This is a genomic window from Aciduricibacillus chroicocephali, assembly GCF_030762805.1.
Classification (GTDB): Bacteria; Bacillota; Bacilli; order Bacillales; family Amphibacillaceae; genus Aciduricibacillus; species Aciduricibacillus chroicocephali.
On record NZ_CP129113.1, the window covers coordinates 1,507,445 to 1,522,448 of the forward strand.

Here is a 15,004-nt window from a genome sequence, read left to right on the forward strand (position 1 = left end):
TAAGAAAACAAAAACAAAGACTATATCCATAATACTTTAAAAGGAAACCTGTTTAAAGGTTTATCAAGAATATTCACAAAACAGTGTATACGATAACAAATAAAAGGGCAAGCACACCTGTTACTTTCAAATATGGCAATCTCTTCAATCTCCCGTAAATAAACCAACCAACTGAATTCAACGCGATAACCAATTCAGTTGTCAACGGGCCTTTAAAATATGTATTTCCAATAAAAACAGAAATGATTAGCACTAACATTAGCAAAACGGTAAGGGCCAGATTTCGCAGTGGATGCTCCCGTTTAATCATAAATATGTACAGTAATAAAGCCGGTAGAAGCAAAATGAACAAAATAGGCATTTGCAATATGGCTGATAATTTCGTAAAATAAATTACAATAAATGAAAACGGTACCAAAACAAGTAGCGCTAACAGTTGCAAGGGGAAAACAATTCTGTTTCCACCCTGCAAAGCAGCTTGATTTTTTGCTTCCTCTCCGTTTGTATAAAGAGCAAGCAAAAAATCGCATTGAGCCGCCGGCAGCAGCCTATGTTTCTTCCAATAATGGATTTCATTGATGATAATGGGAATACGTTCTTTGTTTCTCTTCATTGTAACATCCCCCCAAGACAGCGGATTGACGAAGGACCGGCTTCCGACTGGTCCGGCCTCCCATCAATCGAGGAAATCCTTCAATCGCTTACTGCGGCTAGGGTGGCGCAGTTTGCGAAGGGCTTTTGCTTCAATCTGACGGATACGCTCACGTGTTACACCGAACACTTTTCCGACTTCCTCAAGCGTGCGAGTCCGGCCATCATCAAGGCCAAAGCGAAGTCTGAGTACGTTTTCCTCTCTGTCAGTCAACGTATCGAGCACATCTTCAAGCTGTTCCTTTAGCAACTCATATGCTGCATGGTCTGAAGGAGATACTGCTTCCTGATCTTCAATGAAGTCACCAAGATGTGAGTCATCCTCTTCACCAATCGGTGTTTCAAGGGATACAGGCTCCTGTGCGATTTTAAGAATATCACGCACTTTTTCCGGAGAAAGTTCCATTTCTTTACCTATTTCTTCAGGAGTCGGTTCGCGGCCAAGATCTTGAAGAAGTTGACGCTGAACACGAATAAGTTTATTGATCGTCTCGACCATGTGTACCGGTATACGGATTGTTCTAGCCTGGTCGGCAATTGCTCGTGTAATCGCCTGACGGATCCACCAAGTTGCATAAGTACTAAACTTGAATCCTTTGCGATAGTCAAACTTCTCAACAGCCTTAATCAGTCCCATATTCCCTTCCTGAATCAGATCAAGGAATAGCATACCGCGGCCTACATATCTCTTCGCAATACTTACAACAAGGCGCAAGTTCGCTTCAGCAAGTCTGCGCTTTGCTTCCTCATCCCCCTCTTCAATCTTAGTCGCAAGGGCGATCTCATCCTGTGCAGAAAGCAAGTCTACACGACCAATTTCCTTAAGGTACATACGAACAGGGTCATTTATTTTGATACCTAGCGGAACACTTAAGTCCTTAAGGTCGAATTCCTCTTCTTTGGAGATTTGCTGCATGTTTGGATCTTCATCAGATTCTCCTATGATTTCCACACCTTGCTCACTCAGAAAATCATAGAATTCATCCATCTGGTCGGATTCAATGGCGAAATTGGCAAGGCGGTCTGCAACCTCTTCATATGCCAAAGACCCACGCTTCTTACCCATTTCCAACAGTTTCTCTTTCGCTTGTTCCAAAGTCAATTCTGGTTCCTGCTCTGGAGTATTCGTTGCTTTTTTGGCCATTTGATCCCCCTCCTTTCAAGTGTTAGGTTTATTGTATATGTTTCAGCTGCTTCTGCTTTTCAATAATTTGCATAGCAATTTGTGCAGCTTGCAGCGGATCATTTTGCTGCTCGGCAAGTTTTTGAGCCTGTTTTAACTCCTTTATGCTTGCCATGTCACCTTGTTCCTGCCTGATCAATCTAATATAGTCTGTAATTGCCTTTTCATCGACTTCCTGAGCATACGGATCCATCGCAAGTTCAGCTGCCAGATTTTTTATTTTGTCATCTGATAGATGTTCAAGAAATGTACCGGTATTGCCGTTCTCAGTTTTCTCATGAAAGGCATAAAGATGTGTTACCAGAACCTGGTGAGCCTCAATATTAAAGGCGGCTCCAAGCTCTTCTTGTACACGTCTGGCAACTGTTGCATCATGTATCATGCAAGAAATAAGATTTCTCTCAGCATTGTGGAAGGCTTTAAGAAGTTTCCTGTCGCGTTGCTGCTTCGGTGTAAAGCCGGATTCAGAGCTGCGGCTCTGTGTCTTAACGGGCATATTTTGGGCGGAAAGATTCCTTAATAAAGAGCTGAGTTCCTCATTCAGTGTTTCAAAAGACACATCAAACTCTTCAGAAATTCCCTTTAAATAATGTTCCCGCTCCACAGGCCGTTCAATCCCTGCAATTTGCTTCAAAGCGGCCTCAACATATTGCAGTCGGTCACTTTCCAAATGAAGGTTGAACCCCTTCTTAAGATGGCGAAGACGGAATGCGGCGAATGAGTCAGCTGCTTCGATGACTTTGCGCCGGAACGCTTCAGCACCGTGTTCACGGATATAACTGTCTGGGTCCATATCTTCATCAAGATTCGCTGTTTTCACAATACATCCCGCTTTTTCAAGAAGCTGCCCAGCCTTTTCCGTAGCTGCTTGTCCAGCTGAATCACCGTCATAACAAATGACTACTGCATCTGCATATCGGCGAAGCAATTTTGACTGGAATTCTGTCAGCGCCGTCCCTAAAGTTGCTACCGCATTGCCGACCCCTGCTTCAAAGCAAGAAATTGCATCCATGTAACCTTCACAGAGTACAGCTTCATTTGTCTTCCTTATATGCGGCTTGGCAAGGTCAAAGTTAAAAAGCAGACGGGATTTTTGGAAAAGCCCGCTTTCGGGACTGTTCAGATACTTAGCATCCTGTCCTGAAATCGTTCTTCCTCCAAAAGCGACAATTTTTCCAAGATGATTGCGAATCGGAAAAATGACTCGACCTCGAAAACGATCTCGTGCTTTGCCATCATCAGAGACTGTAATCAATCCTGATTTGACAAGTGTTTGGCGATGGAAGCCTTTCTTCTCCAAGAATGAAACTGTGAAATCATCAGCAAGCGGCGCAAAGCCAAGCTGGAATTTGTCAATTGTTTCTTCAGTCAATCCTCTGTTCAACAAATATTGATGAGCTTCCTTGCCGTCTTTTCCGTGCCGCAGTAAATGATGATACAGCTTAGCGACCCAGCTGCTGGCAGAAAGCATATTTGCATCTTCATCCGAAAGCACAGGTCCATTTCCTGAAGCTTGCTCAGGCAACGCGATGCCAGCTTTTTCTGCGAGAGCCTCAATTGCCTCAATGAACCCAAGTCCTTCCAGTTCCATGAGGAATGTAGCCGCATTACCACCCTTTCCGCATCCGAAACAGTGAAAGATCTGTTTTTCAGGAGAGACAGAGAAGGACGGAGAGTTCTCTTGATGAAATGGACAGAGTCCGAAATAGTTTCTACCCTGTTTTTTCAAATGAACATGTTCGCCTACAATGTCGACGATATCATTGGCGGACCTTACCTGCTCGAGTATTTCTTCAGGTATATGACTCATAAATACCACCATGCCTAATAAGTATTCGCGAATCTCCTTAAAAATCCTGCATACTTCGACAAATTTCTTAAAAAAGCCGAAAAAAATCAATTACTGGGCAAGTCCAAAAAATGTATCTACCCAGTCTTATAACTATTCTTTTCTATATTCGATTGCAAAAATCCTGCAAAACAGTACAATCCTTTTTTTGGCTACTCAAAAAGAACTATACACAGAGTAATAGTAATATCATCATTGCACAAAAAAATATTATAATACACAATTTACGAATTTACCATATAAACAATCGCGGTTCTCTCCGATTAACACAAAACATTCTGCCCCTAAAGGATGCAGAATGTTTCGTTTATCTTAATGTTCGTCAATCATATGCATAATAAGATTGGCAGTTTCCTCAACTGCTTTGTTGGAGACATCGATTACACGGCAACCGATCTTTTCAGTGATTTTATTGAAGTATTCGAGTTCTTCCTCGATACGCTCCATATTAGCGTAAATCGCTTGATCTCCAAGACCGAGAGCCTTCAGTCGTTCTTTACGGATATCATTAAGCTTGTCTGGACTGATTTTCAGACCAATGCACTTATCCGGATCAATATCATATAACTCTTCCGGGGGATCGACTTCAGGTACGATTGGAACGTTTGCTACCTTAAGTCGCTTAAGCGCCAAATATTGGGAGAGTGGTGTCTTTGATGTTCTGGAAACACCGAGCAATACGATGTCAGCGCGTGAAATGCCACGCGGATCTCTTCCATCGTCATATTTTACTGCAAACTCAATTGCTTCTACTCGTTTGAAATAATCTTCATCGAGTTTGTGGACAAGACCAGGCTGCAGACGAGGCGGCTTCCCGAAAACACGTTCCATCGAATCAAGCATCGGGCCCATAATGTCAATTGCCTCTACGTTCCGTTTCTTTGCCTGTTCATTAACATATCGGCGAAGTTCCGGATCCACAATCGTAAAACCGATGACTGCGTTCTTCTCAATCGCCATTTCAATGGAATCATCAATAATCTTTGTGTTTTCAACGTAAGGTATGCGATGGAGGTCATACTCACCGTTATTGAATTGGCTGAGACCCGCCTTAATGACAAGCTCTGCCGTTTCACCGACTGAGTCGGAAAGTACATATACTAGCGGCTTTGCACACATAATTCGTTTTCCTCCTTAACACCATGTCAAATTTCATGAACTGTCGCCAACTCGGCAAAAGCTCTGGCAATCGTTGTTTTTGTAATTCTGCCGATGACTTCCAATCCTGTATCGGCATCTCGCACGACAGGCATGCCGTCGATTTCTTTCTCAATGAGCCTATTCGCCACATCGATAAGAAGATCCTCCTTACGGCAAACCGCAATGTTCGGCATTCTAGTCATAATAATATGAACCGGTACTGCATTTAAGTCCTGTTGGCCGATACTTGCTCGAAGCAAGTCCTTCCGAGAGACAACTCCAGCGAGCCGGCCATCCTCACCAGCTACAAAAAGTGTACCAATATCTTCAAGGAACATGGCGGAAATTGCATCATAAACCGATACATTTTCTTTTATGACAACTGGCAATGACTGATAATCCTTTACGAGCATGCGCCTGATTTTACCGGACAATGCTTCAGAATCATGCTTCCCTGTATAGAAATAACCGACACGCGGTCTTGCTTCGAGGAAGCCGGCCATTGTCAGGATTGAGAGATCCGGACGTAAAGTTGCCCGAGTTAGCTGGAGCTGTTCAGCTATTTTCTCTCCGGTAATCGGACCATCCGCCTTGACAATGTCCACGATTTTTTCTTGCCGGCTTGATAACTCCATATCTTCACCACCTACAGAACAAAGTCTGCTTTAGATTTCAATATATATCATTTCCCCGAAAAAGCGAAACATAACGCTGTTTTACTAGAATTGCTGCTTCCATTCGATTGCTGCAAGATCTGCATATTGACGTACCATGCTTGCAATCTGACCGAGAAGAAGAAGTCTGTTCTGCTTGATTGCGGGATCATCAGCCATGACCATGTTATTGTCAAAGAAATCTGCAATATACGGTGCAAGTGCAGCCAATGAGTCAAGTGCATCTGCTGCATTACGTTCCTTATCTGCAGTGATGTAGTTCTTCTTGGCAGTTGTGACCTGCTCATGAAGTGCACGTTCGGAATCTGTCTTGAATTTTGAGCTGTCCACTTCACCATCAATTGCTTCCTTGGACAAATTCAACACCCTTACAAGCGCTTCTTCTATTGATTTAAATGCCTGTTCATGACGCTTTTCTGCAAGTACGGTCGCCTTTTCTCTTGCATAGGAGAAAATCCCAATGCCACCTGCAGTAACAGCTTCGACAATGTCATATTCGATACCAGCCTCTTTCAACAGAAAGGCCGCCCGCTGATTAAAGAACTGCTTTACATTCGCTCTTGTTTCTTCCGCATTGTCACCAATCAAATCTGCTGCCTCAAGCTGTTCAAGAACCGCATCAAGGAGTTGTTCTACAGGGATTGCCCACTGTTTCTCATCGATGATACGCATAATACCTGCAGCCTGTCTTCTTAGACCGTACGGGTCCTGAGAACCGGATGGAATGAGCCCTGCAGCAATCGTACCGGCAACTGTATCCAGTTTGTCTGCAATGGCTACAACCGAACCTGGCAAAGTCTCCGGCAAGTCTCCGCTCGCCTGTACAGGCATATAATGTTCTCTGATTGCCACAGCTACAGCTTCCGACTCACCGAAATGGCGCGCATATTTCTCTCCCATAATGCCTTGGAGTTCAGTGAATTCTCCAACCATGTTCGTTACAAGATCGAATTTACAGATGAGACCTGCGCGTTGAACAGTTTTACTGTCTTCTTCGTTACAACCAATTAAATGTGCAATTTTCACTGCTAAAGCCGAGACTCTTTCAGCTTTTTCATAATATGTGCCGAGTTTTTCTTGGAAAACGACAGTCTTCAGCTTATCCATATTCTCGGATATCGACCCTTTTTTATCTTCTTCAAAGAAGAAATCGGCATCTGATAGACGGGCGCGAAGCACTTTTTCGTTCCCTTTGCAAACAGTCTCAATAAACTCTGCCGTTCCATTTCTAACTGCAATGAAAATCGGAAGCAGTTTACCAGCAATGTCTTTCACTGGGAAATAACGCTGATGCTCTTTCATTGAAGTGATTAGCACTTCATCTGGAAGGTCGAGGAATCCCGAATCGAATGAACCAGCAAAAGCTGTCGGATATTCAACAAGGTTAACGACTTCCTCAAGAAGCTCCTCGTCTATCGGCACATTGTATCCATTTTCTTTTTCAAGCTCATGGATTTGGTTAACAATTATATTTTTACGTTTTTCGAAGGTTGGGATGACGAATTGCTTTTCAAGCAACGCAGCATATTCAGCTGAATTCCCGATCTCGAACTCACTTCCGAGGAAACGATGCCCGTATGTTTTCTTACCTGTTGTGACACCGGCAATTTCGAATGGGATTACAGCTTCTCCATATAAGGCGACGAGCCAGCGAATTGGACGAGCGTAGCGCATCGTTTGATTTCCCCAACGCATGTTTTTGCCAAATTGAATACTTGTGATGATATCAGCAAAGCCTGGCAGTACTTCTTGAACCGGTTTGCCTTCTATTGTCTTTCTGACATGCAGATAGGAGACACCTTTCACTTCTTTTTCATAGAAGTCTTCAGGAGATTTCCCTTGACCGCGTGCAAAACCGAGAGCTGCCTTCGACCAGTTTCCTTCTTCGTCTTTTGCAATTTTGGCAGCAGGCCCTTTTGCCTCTTCTTCAATTGTCTCCTGCTGATCTGCTGCGTTGCGGATCAGGACAGCAAGACGGCGCGGTGTCTGGTATGTCTCAAGGCCTTCATAAGAAATTCTTTCTTCTTTCAGCCATGCAGCTGTCTTATCTCCAAGCTGTTTTTCTGCATCATTGATGAAACGGGCTGGCAATTCCTCAAGCCCAATTTCAAATAGAACATCTTTTCCCATCTGTTCAAACCTCCTCTTTCAGCAGTGGGAATCCGAGTTTTTCCCTTTCTGCTACGCATGCTTTGGCGATATTTCTGGCAAGGTTGCGGATTTTCCCTATATAGCCGGTTCTTTCCGTTACCGAAATGACACCTTTTGCGTCAAGCAGGTTGAACGTATGAGAGCATTTAAGAACATAATCATATGCTGGGAATACAAGATTTTTCTCCATGGCATCCCTTGCTTCCTGCTCATACATGTTGAAAAGCTTGAACAGCATTTCTGTATTGGATTCTTCAAAAGCATATTTGGAATGCTCATACTCAGGCTGATAGAAAATATCACGGATAGTCACACCGTTGTTCCATTCAAGATCAAACACATTATCCTTATCCTGAATATAGGAAGCAAGGCGCTCAATTCCGTATGTAAGCTCGACCGTTACAGGCTTTGCTTCAAGTCCGCCAATTTGCTGGAAATATGTGAACTGGGTAATTTCCATACCATCCAACCAAACTTCCCAACCGAGACCTGCTGCTCCAAGAGTCGGATTTTCCCAGTTGTCCTCAACAAAACGGATGTCATGTTTAAGCGGATCAATGCCAAGCTTTTCCAGAGACTTCAAATACAATTCTTGAATATTATCCGGTGATGGCTTCATGATAACTTGGAACTGATGATGCTGATAAAGACGGTTTGGGTTCTCTCCATAACGTCCATCATCCGGACGACGAGAAGGCTCTACATATGCCACGTTCCAAGGCTCTGGACCAAGGCTGCGCAAGAGTGTCATCGGAGACATCGTTCCTGCCCCTTTTTCCGTATCATACGCCTGCATGAGCAGACAATTTTGATTTGACCAGTAGTTCTGCAATGTCAAAATCATTTCCTGAATGTTCATTGTTTTCCTCCAATCACAAACTAAACCCGTCCCTATGCCAGGCAAAGCGCCTGACATAGGGACGGGTTGCTATCGGCCCGCGGTTCCACCCTACTTGCATATGGGCTCTGACCGCATATGCCGCTTTTTTAATTCATTCTGCTCGTGAAGCGCCCTTCCCTTTCAGAAACGCAGCCCGGCTTGCACCATCCCGGGTTCGCTCTTACGTCATATGAAAGGTACTCTTCTTCGTCAACGCAGTTTATTCAGATTCATTTCAATATGTAAAATGATACTTCATCGGCAAATTCGTGTCAAGAAACCTACTTGAACAGATCTAGCTGGTTCAAAAACTTTCTTGATTTAAGAAAATAACCGCCATATTTATCGTAATACGCATCAATGAGCTGTCTTAACAACCGGACGTTCTCAGGCTTCATCGAAATATTACCGATCCGTTCTATGCCTATTTCAGCAAAGAGTCTGAACAAGCGCGGCAGCTGACCTGGAAGTACGATGGCATCCTCACTTGAAGAAAAGCAACTGCGGCATAGCATTCCGCCTTCCGCAACAGAAAAAGCAGTCAACCCTTCAGTTCTGCCACAAAGAGTACAGTGGTTAAGGATAGGTGCGAAGCCTGCTTTTTGGAACAGCTTCAACTCATAGATCATGACTGGTATGTCGGCTGTTTCTTTTTCAGCAATCCAATGCATGGTTCGCTGAAACTGATCATATACATAAATGTCAGGCTCATGGTTCTCAATAAGCTTATCCGTAAGTTCAGACAAATAGGCAGCATATGCCGTTTTTATAATGTCTTCACGAATTTTACGAAAAGAGTCAAGGACGTCTCCTTGCTGCAAACTGCCAAGCTTATTGGAAGGATATATAAGAAATTGTGCATAAATGAATGGCTGCGTAAGAGCAGCCATTCTACTTTTCGGTTTTTTTGCACCTTTTGCGACAACAGCGAATTTACCAATCTTGCCGCTGAATATGGTGACAATTTTATTTGTTTCTCCGTAATCCTGTGTGCGGATGACGAAGCCTTCAATTTTTTCAAGCATTGTTCTTCAATCCTTGCCGGTTACATTTGCGGACCTTGGAAAGAGTCGAATGATACATCCGTGTCCCCTTCTTCCACATTTTCACCTTCCAATTCTTTCATAAGCAAATATGTTTCGATACTTCCTGTTTCACTGAATAGCTTCCATGTTAAATCCAACACAAGAAACCCCCGCCTTTCGTTGTTTGGAAATTTTAATTTTGCATATTCTTAGACTGGCCCGAAACTGGCATTTGCAAAAGCTGAAGTTTTTGCCAATTTAATATTCGTCTCTGCGGAAACCGTATTCTCTCAGTTGGCTTTCCTTGTTACGCCAATCTTTTTGAACCTTGATCCACAACTCGAGAAAGACTTTCGTACCGAGCAGCGCTTCTATGTCTTCTCTAGCTTTTTTGCCGATTTGTTTAAGCATTGATCCTTGTTTTCCAATTAGGATCGCTTTCTGAGTCGGCCTTTCTGTAATGATAGTTGCCTGGATGTATAGTGTATTGTTTTCCCGTTTTTCGATGTTTTCAATCACAACTGCGATAGAATGAGGAATTTCTTCTCTCGTGAGCTGCAGAACTTTTTCACGAATGAGCTCGCCCATAATAAAGCGTTCCGGATGGTCTGTCACCTGGTCAGCTGGATAATATTGAGGACCTTCTGGCATGTAATCCTTTAGCTTACCAAGAAGAGTATCAACATTATTGCCCTGTAAAGCTGAAATTGGGAAGATTTCCGCAAAGTCATGCTTGTCTTTATACTTCTCAATCAGTTCAAAAATCTCATCTGGATGAATCAGATCGATTTTGTTGATGATTAGGAAAACAGGACGTTTTACTTTTTCCAGGCGATCTAGAATATACTGATCTCCGCCACCATACCCTTCGTCTGCATTGACCATGAAGAGTACAGCATCCACTTCGTTAAGTGTGTTTTCTGCAACCTTCACCATGAAGTCCCCAAGTCTGTGTTTTGGCTTATGGATGCCCGGTGTGTCTATGAATATAAGCTGTGCATCTTCTTGTGTCAGCACACCCTGGATTTTATTACGTGTCGTCTGCGGCTTATCGCTCATGATGGCGATCTTCTGTCCGATGACTCTGTTCATGAATGTCGATTTCCCTACATTCGGTCTGCCGACAATAGATATGAAGCCTGATTTGTAGTTGTTTTCCTGATGATTGTCCATAACGTTCCTCCATCTGCTACTCTGTATATTATTTAAACGAAAACGTATTATTTTAAACTTGTTTTGCCAGCTTCTCTTACATCATACTACAAAAAAATCAGCATTTTAGAAAATCGACAAAAGCTTTAAAAACTACATTTTATCTTCATAAAATCGACAAGAAAGACTAAATTCCAATACTGCTTTTAAATAAAAAAGTCCTTTCCCGGGGAAGAAAGGACCTCTTAGAAAAAGATATCGTATAATTTCGGAACAAACAAGAGCAGACCGATTGCAAATGCAGCGAGCGCAGCAATCAGTACAGCACCGGCCGCAACGTCTTTCACAAGCCCTGCCACCGGATGGAATTCCGGCTTTATGTAGTCGATTAATTTTTCTGCTGCCGTGTTGAGCAGTTCTGCTTGAAGGACAAGGCCTATCACGACAACAAGAATCATCCATTCTAGCCGGTTAATTCGGAGCAGAAATCCCGCTCCGATTGCAAACACAGCAGCTATTGAATGAATCCTGAAATTGCGCTCACTCAAAAAAGCGGAGCCAATTCCTTTTATTGCGTGAAACAGCCCAATACCATGCTTCTTATCGTTCAAGACCGAACCTTCCAAGTATTTCTTCCTGTCGGCCGAACATTTTCTTTTCGTCCGATTCATTCATATGATCGTATCCCAAGAGATGCAGGAAGCCATGGACTGCGAGAAAGCCAAGCTCCCTTTCGAAAGAGTGTCCATATTCGGAAGCTTGTTCCGAAGTTCTGTCGACTGAAATGATAATATCTCCAAGAATTCTTGGCATATCCACGCCTGTAATCTGCAATTCTTCTTCTCCGGTCTCTTCAAGAGCGAAAGAAATGACATCAGTAGGCATATCCTTGCCACGATAATCTCGATTGATTTCCCTGATTTCCTCATTATCGACAAATGTAACGGACAGTTCAGCATCTTCTGGGATATTTTCATCTTGAGCAGCAAATTGCAGCAGTTCCTCAATCAGCTTCTTGTGGGAAGTTTCAATTCTTCCTTGTTCATCGTTGAAATCTATTTCCATTCTTGGTGACTCCTTCTATTATAAGAAAATACGGATTCGCTTTTTTATATTCGACAACCTATTTCCCCTGCTTGTCATAGGCCTCAATAATGCGCTGTACGAGCGGATGGCGCACTACGTCCGTCGCATTCATATGGATGAAGGAAATACCCTTCACTTTTCCAAGCATGTCTTCCGCAACTTGCAAACCAGACTTGACACCTTTTGGCAAATCAACCTGGGTAATATCCCCTGTAACAACCATTTTCGAGCCGAAACCGAGACGTGTCAGGAACATTTTCATCTGTTCTGGTGTCGTATTCTGGGCTTCATCGAGAATAACAAACGCATCATCCAGAGTACGACCGCGCATATAAGCAAGCGGAGCAATTTCAATTGTCTCCCTTTCAATCAAGCGCATTGTCTGTTCCACCCCAAGGACATCATGAAGACCATCATATAGAGGACGCAAGTAAGGATCTACCTTCTCCTTAAGGTCACCAGGCAAGAATCCAAGGCTCTCACCAGCTTCAACTGCTGGTCTTGTTAGTATTATTTTCTTAACCAGACCATTTTTCATCGCATGTACTGCCATGACAACTGCAAGATAGGTTTTCCCTGTACCTGCCGGACCAATGCCGAATACCATATCCTTTTCTTTAATTGCAGAAATATATGTTTTTTGTCCAAGTGTTTTTACACGGATTGGCTTTCCTTTTATATTCTTCAGAAGTTCATCTTCAAACAATGTTTCCAGCTGGCTGATATTGCCGGCCTGAGCAAGATCTACAGCATAGACAACATCTCTTTCAGAAATCGTCAAGCCGCGGCGAATGACCGAAAGCAGGGCCGCTAAGGTTTCCGCTACGAGTTGGATATCCTCATCATTACCAGAGGCTTGCACTTGGCCTCCTCTTGTCACGATAGATACATTTAGCTTTTGTTCCATCTGTTTAAGATATTTGTCATTTGTTCCGAACAGCTCCAAAGCCTCTGTCGGACTTGCCAATTGCAAGTCGATTGCATGTAGTTTATCCGGCATAATCAGTCTCCTTGGTCATTTTCAATAGCATTTCCGAACGTCATTTCTTAATCGGCTCGGCTAATGCAATATTTTCTTCAGCAGTAAGATATAAAGACAGTTTAACTTTACCATTCTCAATTGTTTGATGCAAAACTTTTCCTGCGACAATGCTCGCCTCCGGACCAAGCTGCAACTGTAGCTCCTGCTTAGCCTGTTCCAATGCAACAGCTATCGCTTCCTTATGAGTGCGTTTTCTGCTAATCAATTCTTTTTCGCTGAGTGTATCCGTCACAAATTGCATTGGCATGTCCCATTTGATAAAACGGATTTTATTCTCCTCATAATCATGCTGGGTATGCTTGTAATCCGTACTGCCAAAACCCCAGACCGGCAAATGGAAATCGCCAAAACGCATATAGTATTTCTTTTTGCTGTTTCCTGTCAGTGTCTCATATGTTGCATTTAGCGGTACGGTCACTTTTGTTTCATACCATGTTCGCGCTCTAATATCACCATCCGCTGCTACAATTGTACCCTTTTTCTTCGTTTTTTCTTCATCCTCTTCATCTGATGACTCTTCAAGATTTTCTCCGAGTTCCCCAGAAACGAGCAAGTCACCTTTTTCAACATAGTCATCAACTTGCTTCATCGGCCTGCCTTTTGATACATACATTTTTTTGATGACGCCATTTTTAGATGCGATGAGATGCCTTGGTTCCTTCGTTTCTTCTTTCGCAACAATCGTTTTCTCAACACCACGTAATTCTAAGGATGTGCCACTTTTCTTAACACCAATCCAAAGTAGCTGGGGAACGTCCTGCAGCAGCTTGTGCTGTATTGTACTCGGCTCATCGAGGGTGAAGAGCCATGCGCCTGAATGAATGCCATATTTCTTTAGTTGTTTTTCGATTTTTACTTCCAACTCATGCGGTACACCACTAACTTCAACCCGCCACAAAATATTAGAAAGAAAGATAATAAGCAACAGACTTAGAACTGCTGCTGCAAACCATTCTTTTTTACGCAAAAAACCGCGCCAGAGAAAAGGAAGCCCCTTCTTTTCTACAAAACGGATTTTGAAATTATAACCCCTGCGCAGTTCTCGAATTGCCGGGATGTGAACTTTTTCAATGCGACCCCGGCATGTATCTGTTCCCGTTTTTCTAATATCCCATGCCGGGATGCCTGCCTTGGCACAAGCTTGAAAAAAACGTTCAGGCAATTTTCCTGTAACGACAATTGTCACGTATCCGGTCATGAATGTTCCTTGATGCTTTGCCATGGCTATTTCAGCCTCCCTCCTAATCAGGTATGAATTTCACTTCATCAATATTTCCTTCAAGCAGGATTTCTTCAGGCAGCATCGTTCTTAGCACAAAGGAAGAACCTTTAATAAGAATATAGCCTTTATTTGCCTTCAGCCGGAGCTCTGTATCGGAGTAGACAGAGAGCCCCTGATGGTTTTCAATGTATGCATGGATCTGACCAATCATCGTCACCCGTGGCAGCTCCAAAAGGACATCAGAAGGCAATGCCAAATATTTGCTCATCCAGGCACGCATGCGCTGATGCATTTTTTTCAAGATGATGGCCCCCTCTCCTGTTTATATTTATGAAATAAATTGAAAATCAGAACAAAAAAAGGCAGGCAGAACATTCATATGTTCTGCCTGCCTTCTTGAATCCAATTTATTTGTTGCGCATGTTTCTATTTGAAGTATGTGGTTTTAACGCCCGAGGCGGACCAAGTACTTCACTCAGTACAATTCCTTCAGCAAGCTTTTGCCGATTCAGCTTTTTATGAGCGAAGGAATGCGAAGCTTGATGTTTGTTTGATGCTTGTTTCCGTATAGGAAGTGTTCCGGAACGCTTCGTATTTGCAGCATTCCGAGCCACTTCCAGCATTTCCTTTGTTTCATTCACTGCACTCTGTGCTGTCTCTTTCACCTGCTTTAATTGTCGGTCGCGCGCAGCTGATTCTTGGCTTCTTCCATTGCCTGAACGCTGCATACGCCTCAATTCGGGTGTTGCAGGCTTCCTTCTTTGTTCAGGAGCTTTCTGATGTTGCGGTTGTGTACGGTTTTCGCCTTTTTCCTGATCTGATTGCTGTTTTTTATTCCTGTCCTGAATAAAGGAAACAATCCCACCGATTACAATCAGCACGATAAAGAAATTCGATGCTACAAAATCAAACAGTTGCTCAAGCATCATTTCACCTCCCGAATTAGGGA

16 protein-coding genes are annotated in these 15,004 nt (G+C 43.2%); all 16 read right to left on the reverse strand.

Translation table 11 applies throughout. The features are described 5' to 3' along the window. Positions 1 to 73: 73 nt before the first annotated feature. Positions 74 to 613: a hypothetical protein gene (locus QR721_RS07965; RefSeq protein ID WP_348025733.1), complete on the reverse strand. Its 540-nt coding sequence runs from the start codon at positions 611 to 613 to the stop codon at positions 74 to 76. A 63-nt stretch (positions 614 to 676) separates the two neighbouring features. Next, positions 677 to 1,795, reverse strand: a complete 1,119-nt coding sequence (gene rpoD, locus QR721_RS07970) for an RNA polymerase sigma factor RpoD (RefSeq protein WP_348025735.1) — start codon at positions 1,793 to 1,795, stop codon at positions 677 to 679. 28 nt (positions 1,796 to 1,823) lie between these two features. Then, positions 1,824 to 3,644, reverse strand: coding sequence for a DNA primase (gene dnaG, locus QR721_RS07975; RefSeq protein WP_348025737.1), 1,821 nt, complete (start codon positions 3,642 to 3,644; stop codon positions 1,824 to 1,826). 351 nt (positions 3,645 to 3,995) lie between these two features. Beyond that, on the reverse strand, positions 3,996 to 4,802 hold the full coding sequence (locus QR721_RS07980; RefSeq protein ID WP_348025739.1) for a pyruvate, water dikinase regulatory protein: 807 nt from the start codon (positions 4,800 to 4,802) through the stop codon (positions 3,996 to 3,998). A gap of 26 nt (positions 4,803 to 4,828) precedes the next feature. After that, positions 4,829 to 5,458, reverse strand: a complete 630-nt coding sequence (gene ccpN, locus QR721_RS07985; RefSeq protein ID WP_348025741.1) for a transcriptional regulator CcpN — start codon at positions 5,456 to 5,458, stop codon at positions 4,829 to 4,831. 84 nt (positions 5,459 to 5,542) lie between these two features. Continuing rightward, a complete protein-coding gene (gene glyS, locus QR721_RS07990; RefSeq protein ID WP_348025743.1) occupies positions 5,543 to 7,627 on the reverse strand; it encodes a glycine--tRNA ligase subunit beta in 2,085 nt (694 codons plus the stop codon). A gap of 4 nt (positions 7,628 to 7,631) precedes the next feature. Continuing rightward, a complete protein-coding gene (glyQ, locus tag QR721_RS07995; protein WP_348025745.1) occupies positions 7,632 to 8,507 on the reverse strand; it encodes a glycine--tRNA ligase subunit alpha in 876 nt (291 codons plus the stop codon). 302 nt (positions 8,508 to 8,809) lie between these two features. After that, positions 8,810 to 9,553 carry a DNA repair protein RecO gene (gene recO / locus QR721_RS08000; RefSeq protein ID WP_348025747.1) on the reverse strand — a complete coding sequence of 248 codons (744 nt, stop codon included), beginning with the start codon at positions 9,551 to 9,553 and terminating at the stop codon, positions 8,810 to 8,812. Positions 9,554 to 9,573: 20 nt separating this feature from the next. Beyond that, entirely contained in the window at positions 9,574 to 9,714 is a 141-nt protein-coding gene (locus QR721_RS08005; RefSeq protein WP_348025748.1) for a YqzL family protein, read from the reverse strand. Between the two features lie 97 nt (positions 9,715 to 9,811). Beyond that, entirely contained in the window at positions 9,812 to 10,726 is a 915-nt protein-coding gene (era, locus tag QR721_RS08010) for a GTPase Era (protein ID WP_348025750.1), read from the reverse strand. A 224-nt stretch (positions 10,727 to 10,950) separates the two neighbouring features. Beyond that, positions 10,951 to 11,316, reverse strand: a complete 366-nt coding sequence (locus QR721_RS08015) for a diacylglycerol kinase family protein (RefSeq protein ID WP_348025752.1) — start codon at positions 11,314 to 11,316, stop codon at positions 10,951 to 10,953. Then, a complete protein-coding gene (gene ybeY / locus QR721_RS08020; protein ID WP_348025754.1) occupies positions 11,306 to 11,770 on the reverse strand; it encodes an rRNA maturation RNase YbeY in 465 nt (154 codons plus the stop codon). Before ybeY ends, QR721_RS08015 begins: the two co-directional genes overlap by 11 nt. Before the next feature lie 58 nt (positions 11,771 to 11,828). Next, positions 11,829 to 12,791 (reverse strand): PhoH family protein, encoded by a 963-nt coding sequence (locus QR721_RS08025; RefSeq protein ID WP_348025756.1) that lies wholly within the window; start codon positions 12,789 to 12,791, stop codon positions 11,829 to 11,831. Positions 12,792 to 12,831: 40 nt separating this feature from the next. Continuing rightward, positions 12,832 to 14,055 (reverse strand): sporulation protein YqfD, encoded by a 1,224-nt coding sequence (gene yqfD, locus QR721_RS08030; RefSeq protein WP_348025759.1) that lies wholly within the window; start codon positions 14,053 to 14,055, stop codon positions 12,832 to 12,834. Between the two features lie 19 nt (positions 14,056 to 14,074). Next, entirely contained in the window at positions 14,075 to 14,356 is a 282-nt protein-coding gene (gene yqfC, locus QR721_RS08035) for a sporulation protein YqfC (RefSeq protein ID WP_348025761.1), read from the reverse strand. Between the two features lie 106 nt (positions 14,357 to 14,462). After that, positions 14,463 to 14,981, reverse strand: coding sequence for a hypothetical protein (locus QR721_RS08040; protein WP_348025763.1), 519 nt, complete (start codon positions 14,979 to 14,981; stop codon positions 14,463 to 14,465). Positions 14,982 to 15,004 lie beyond the last annotated feature (23 nt).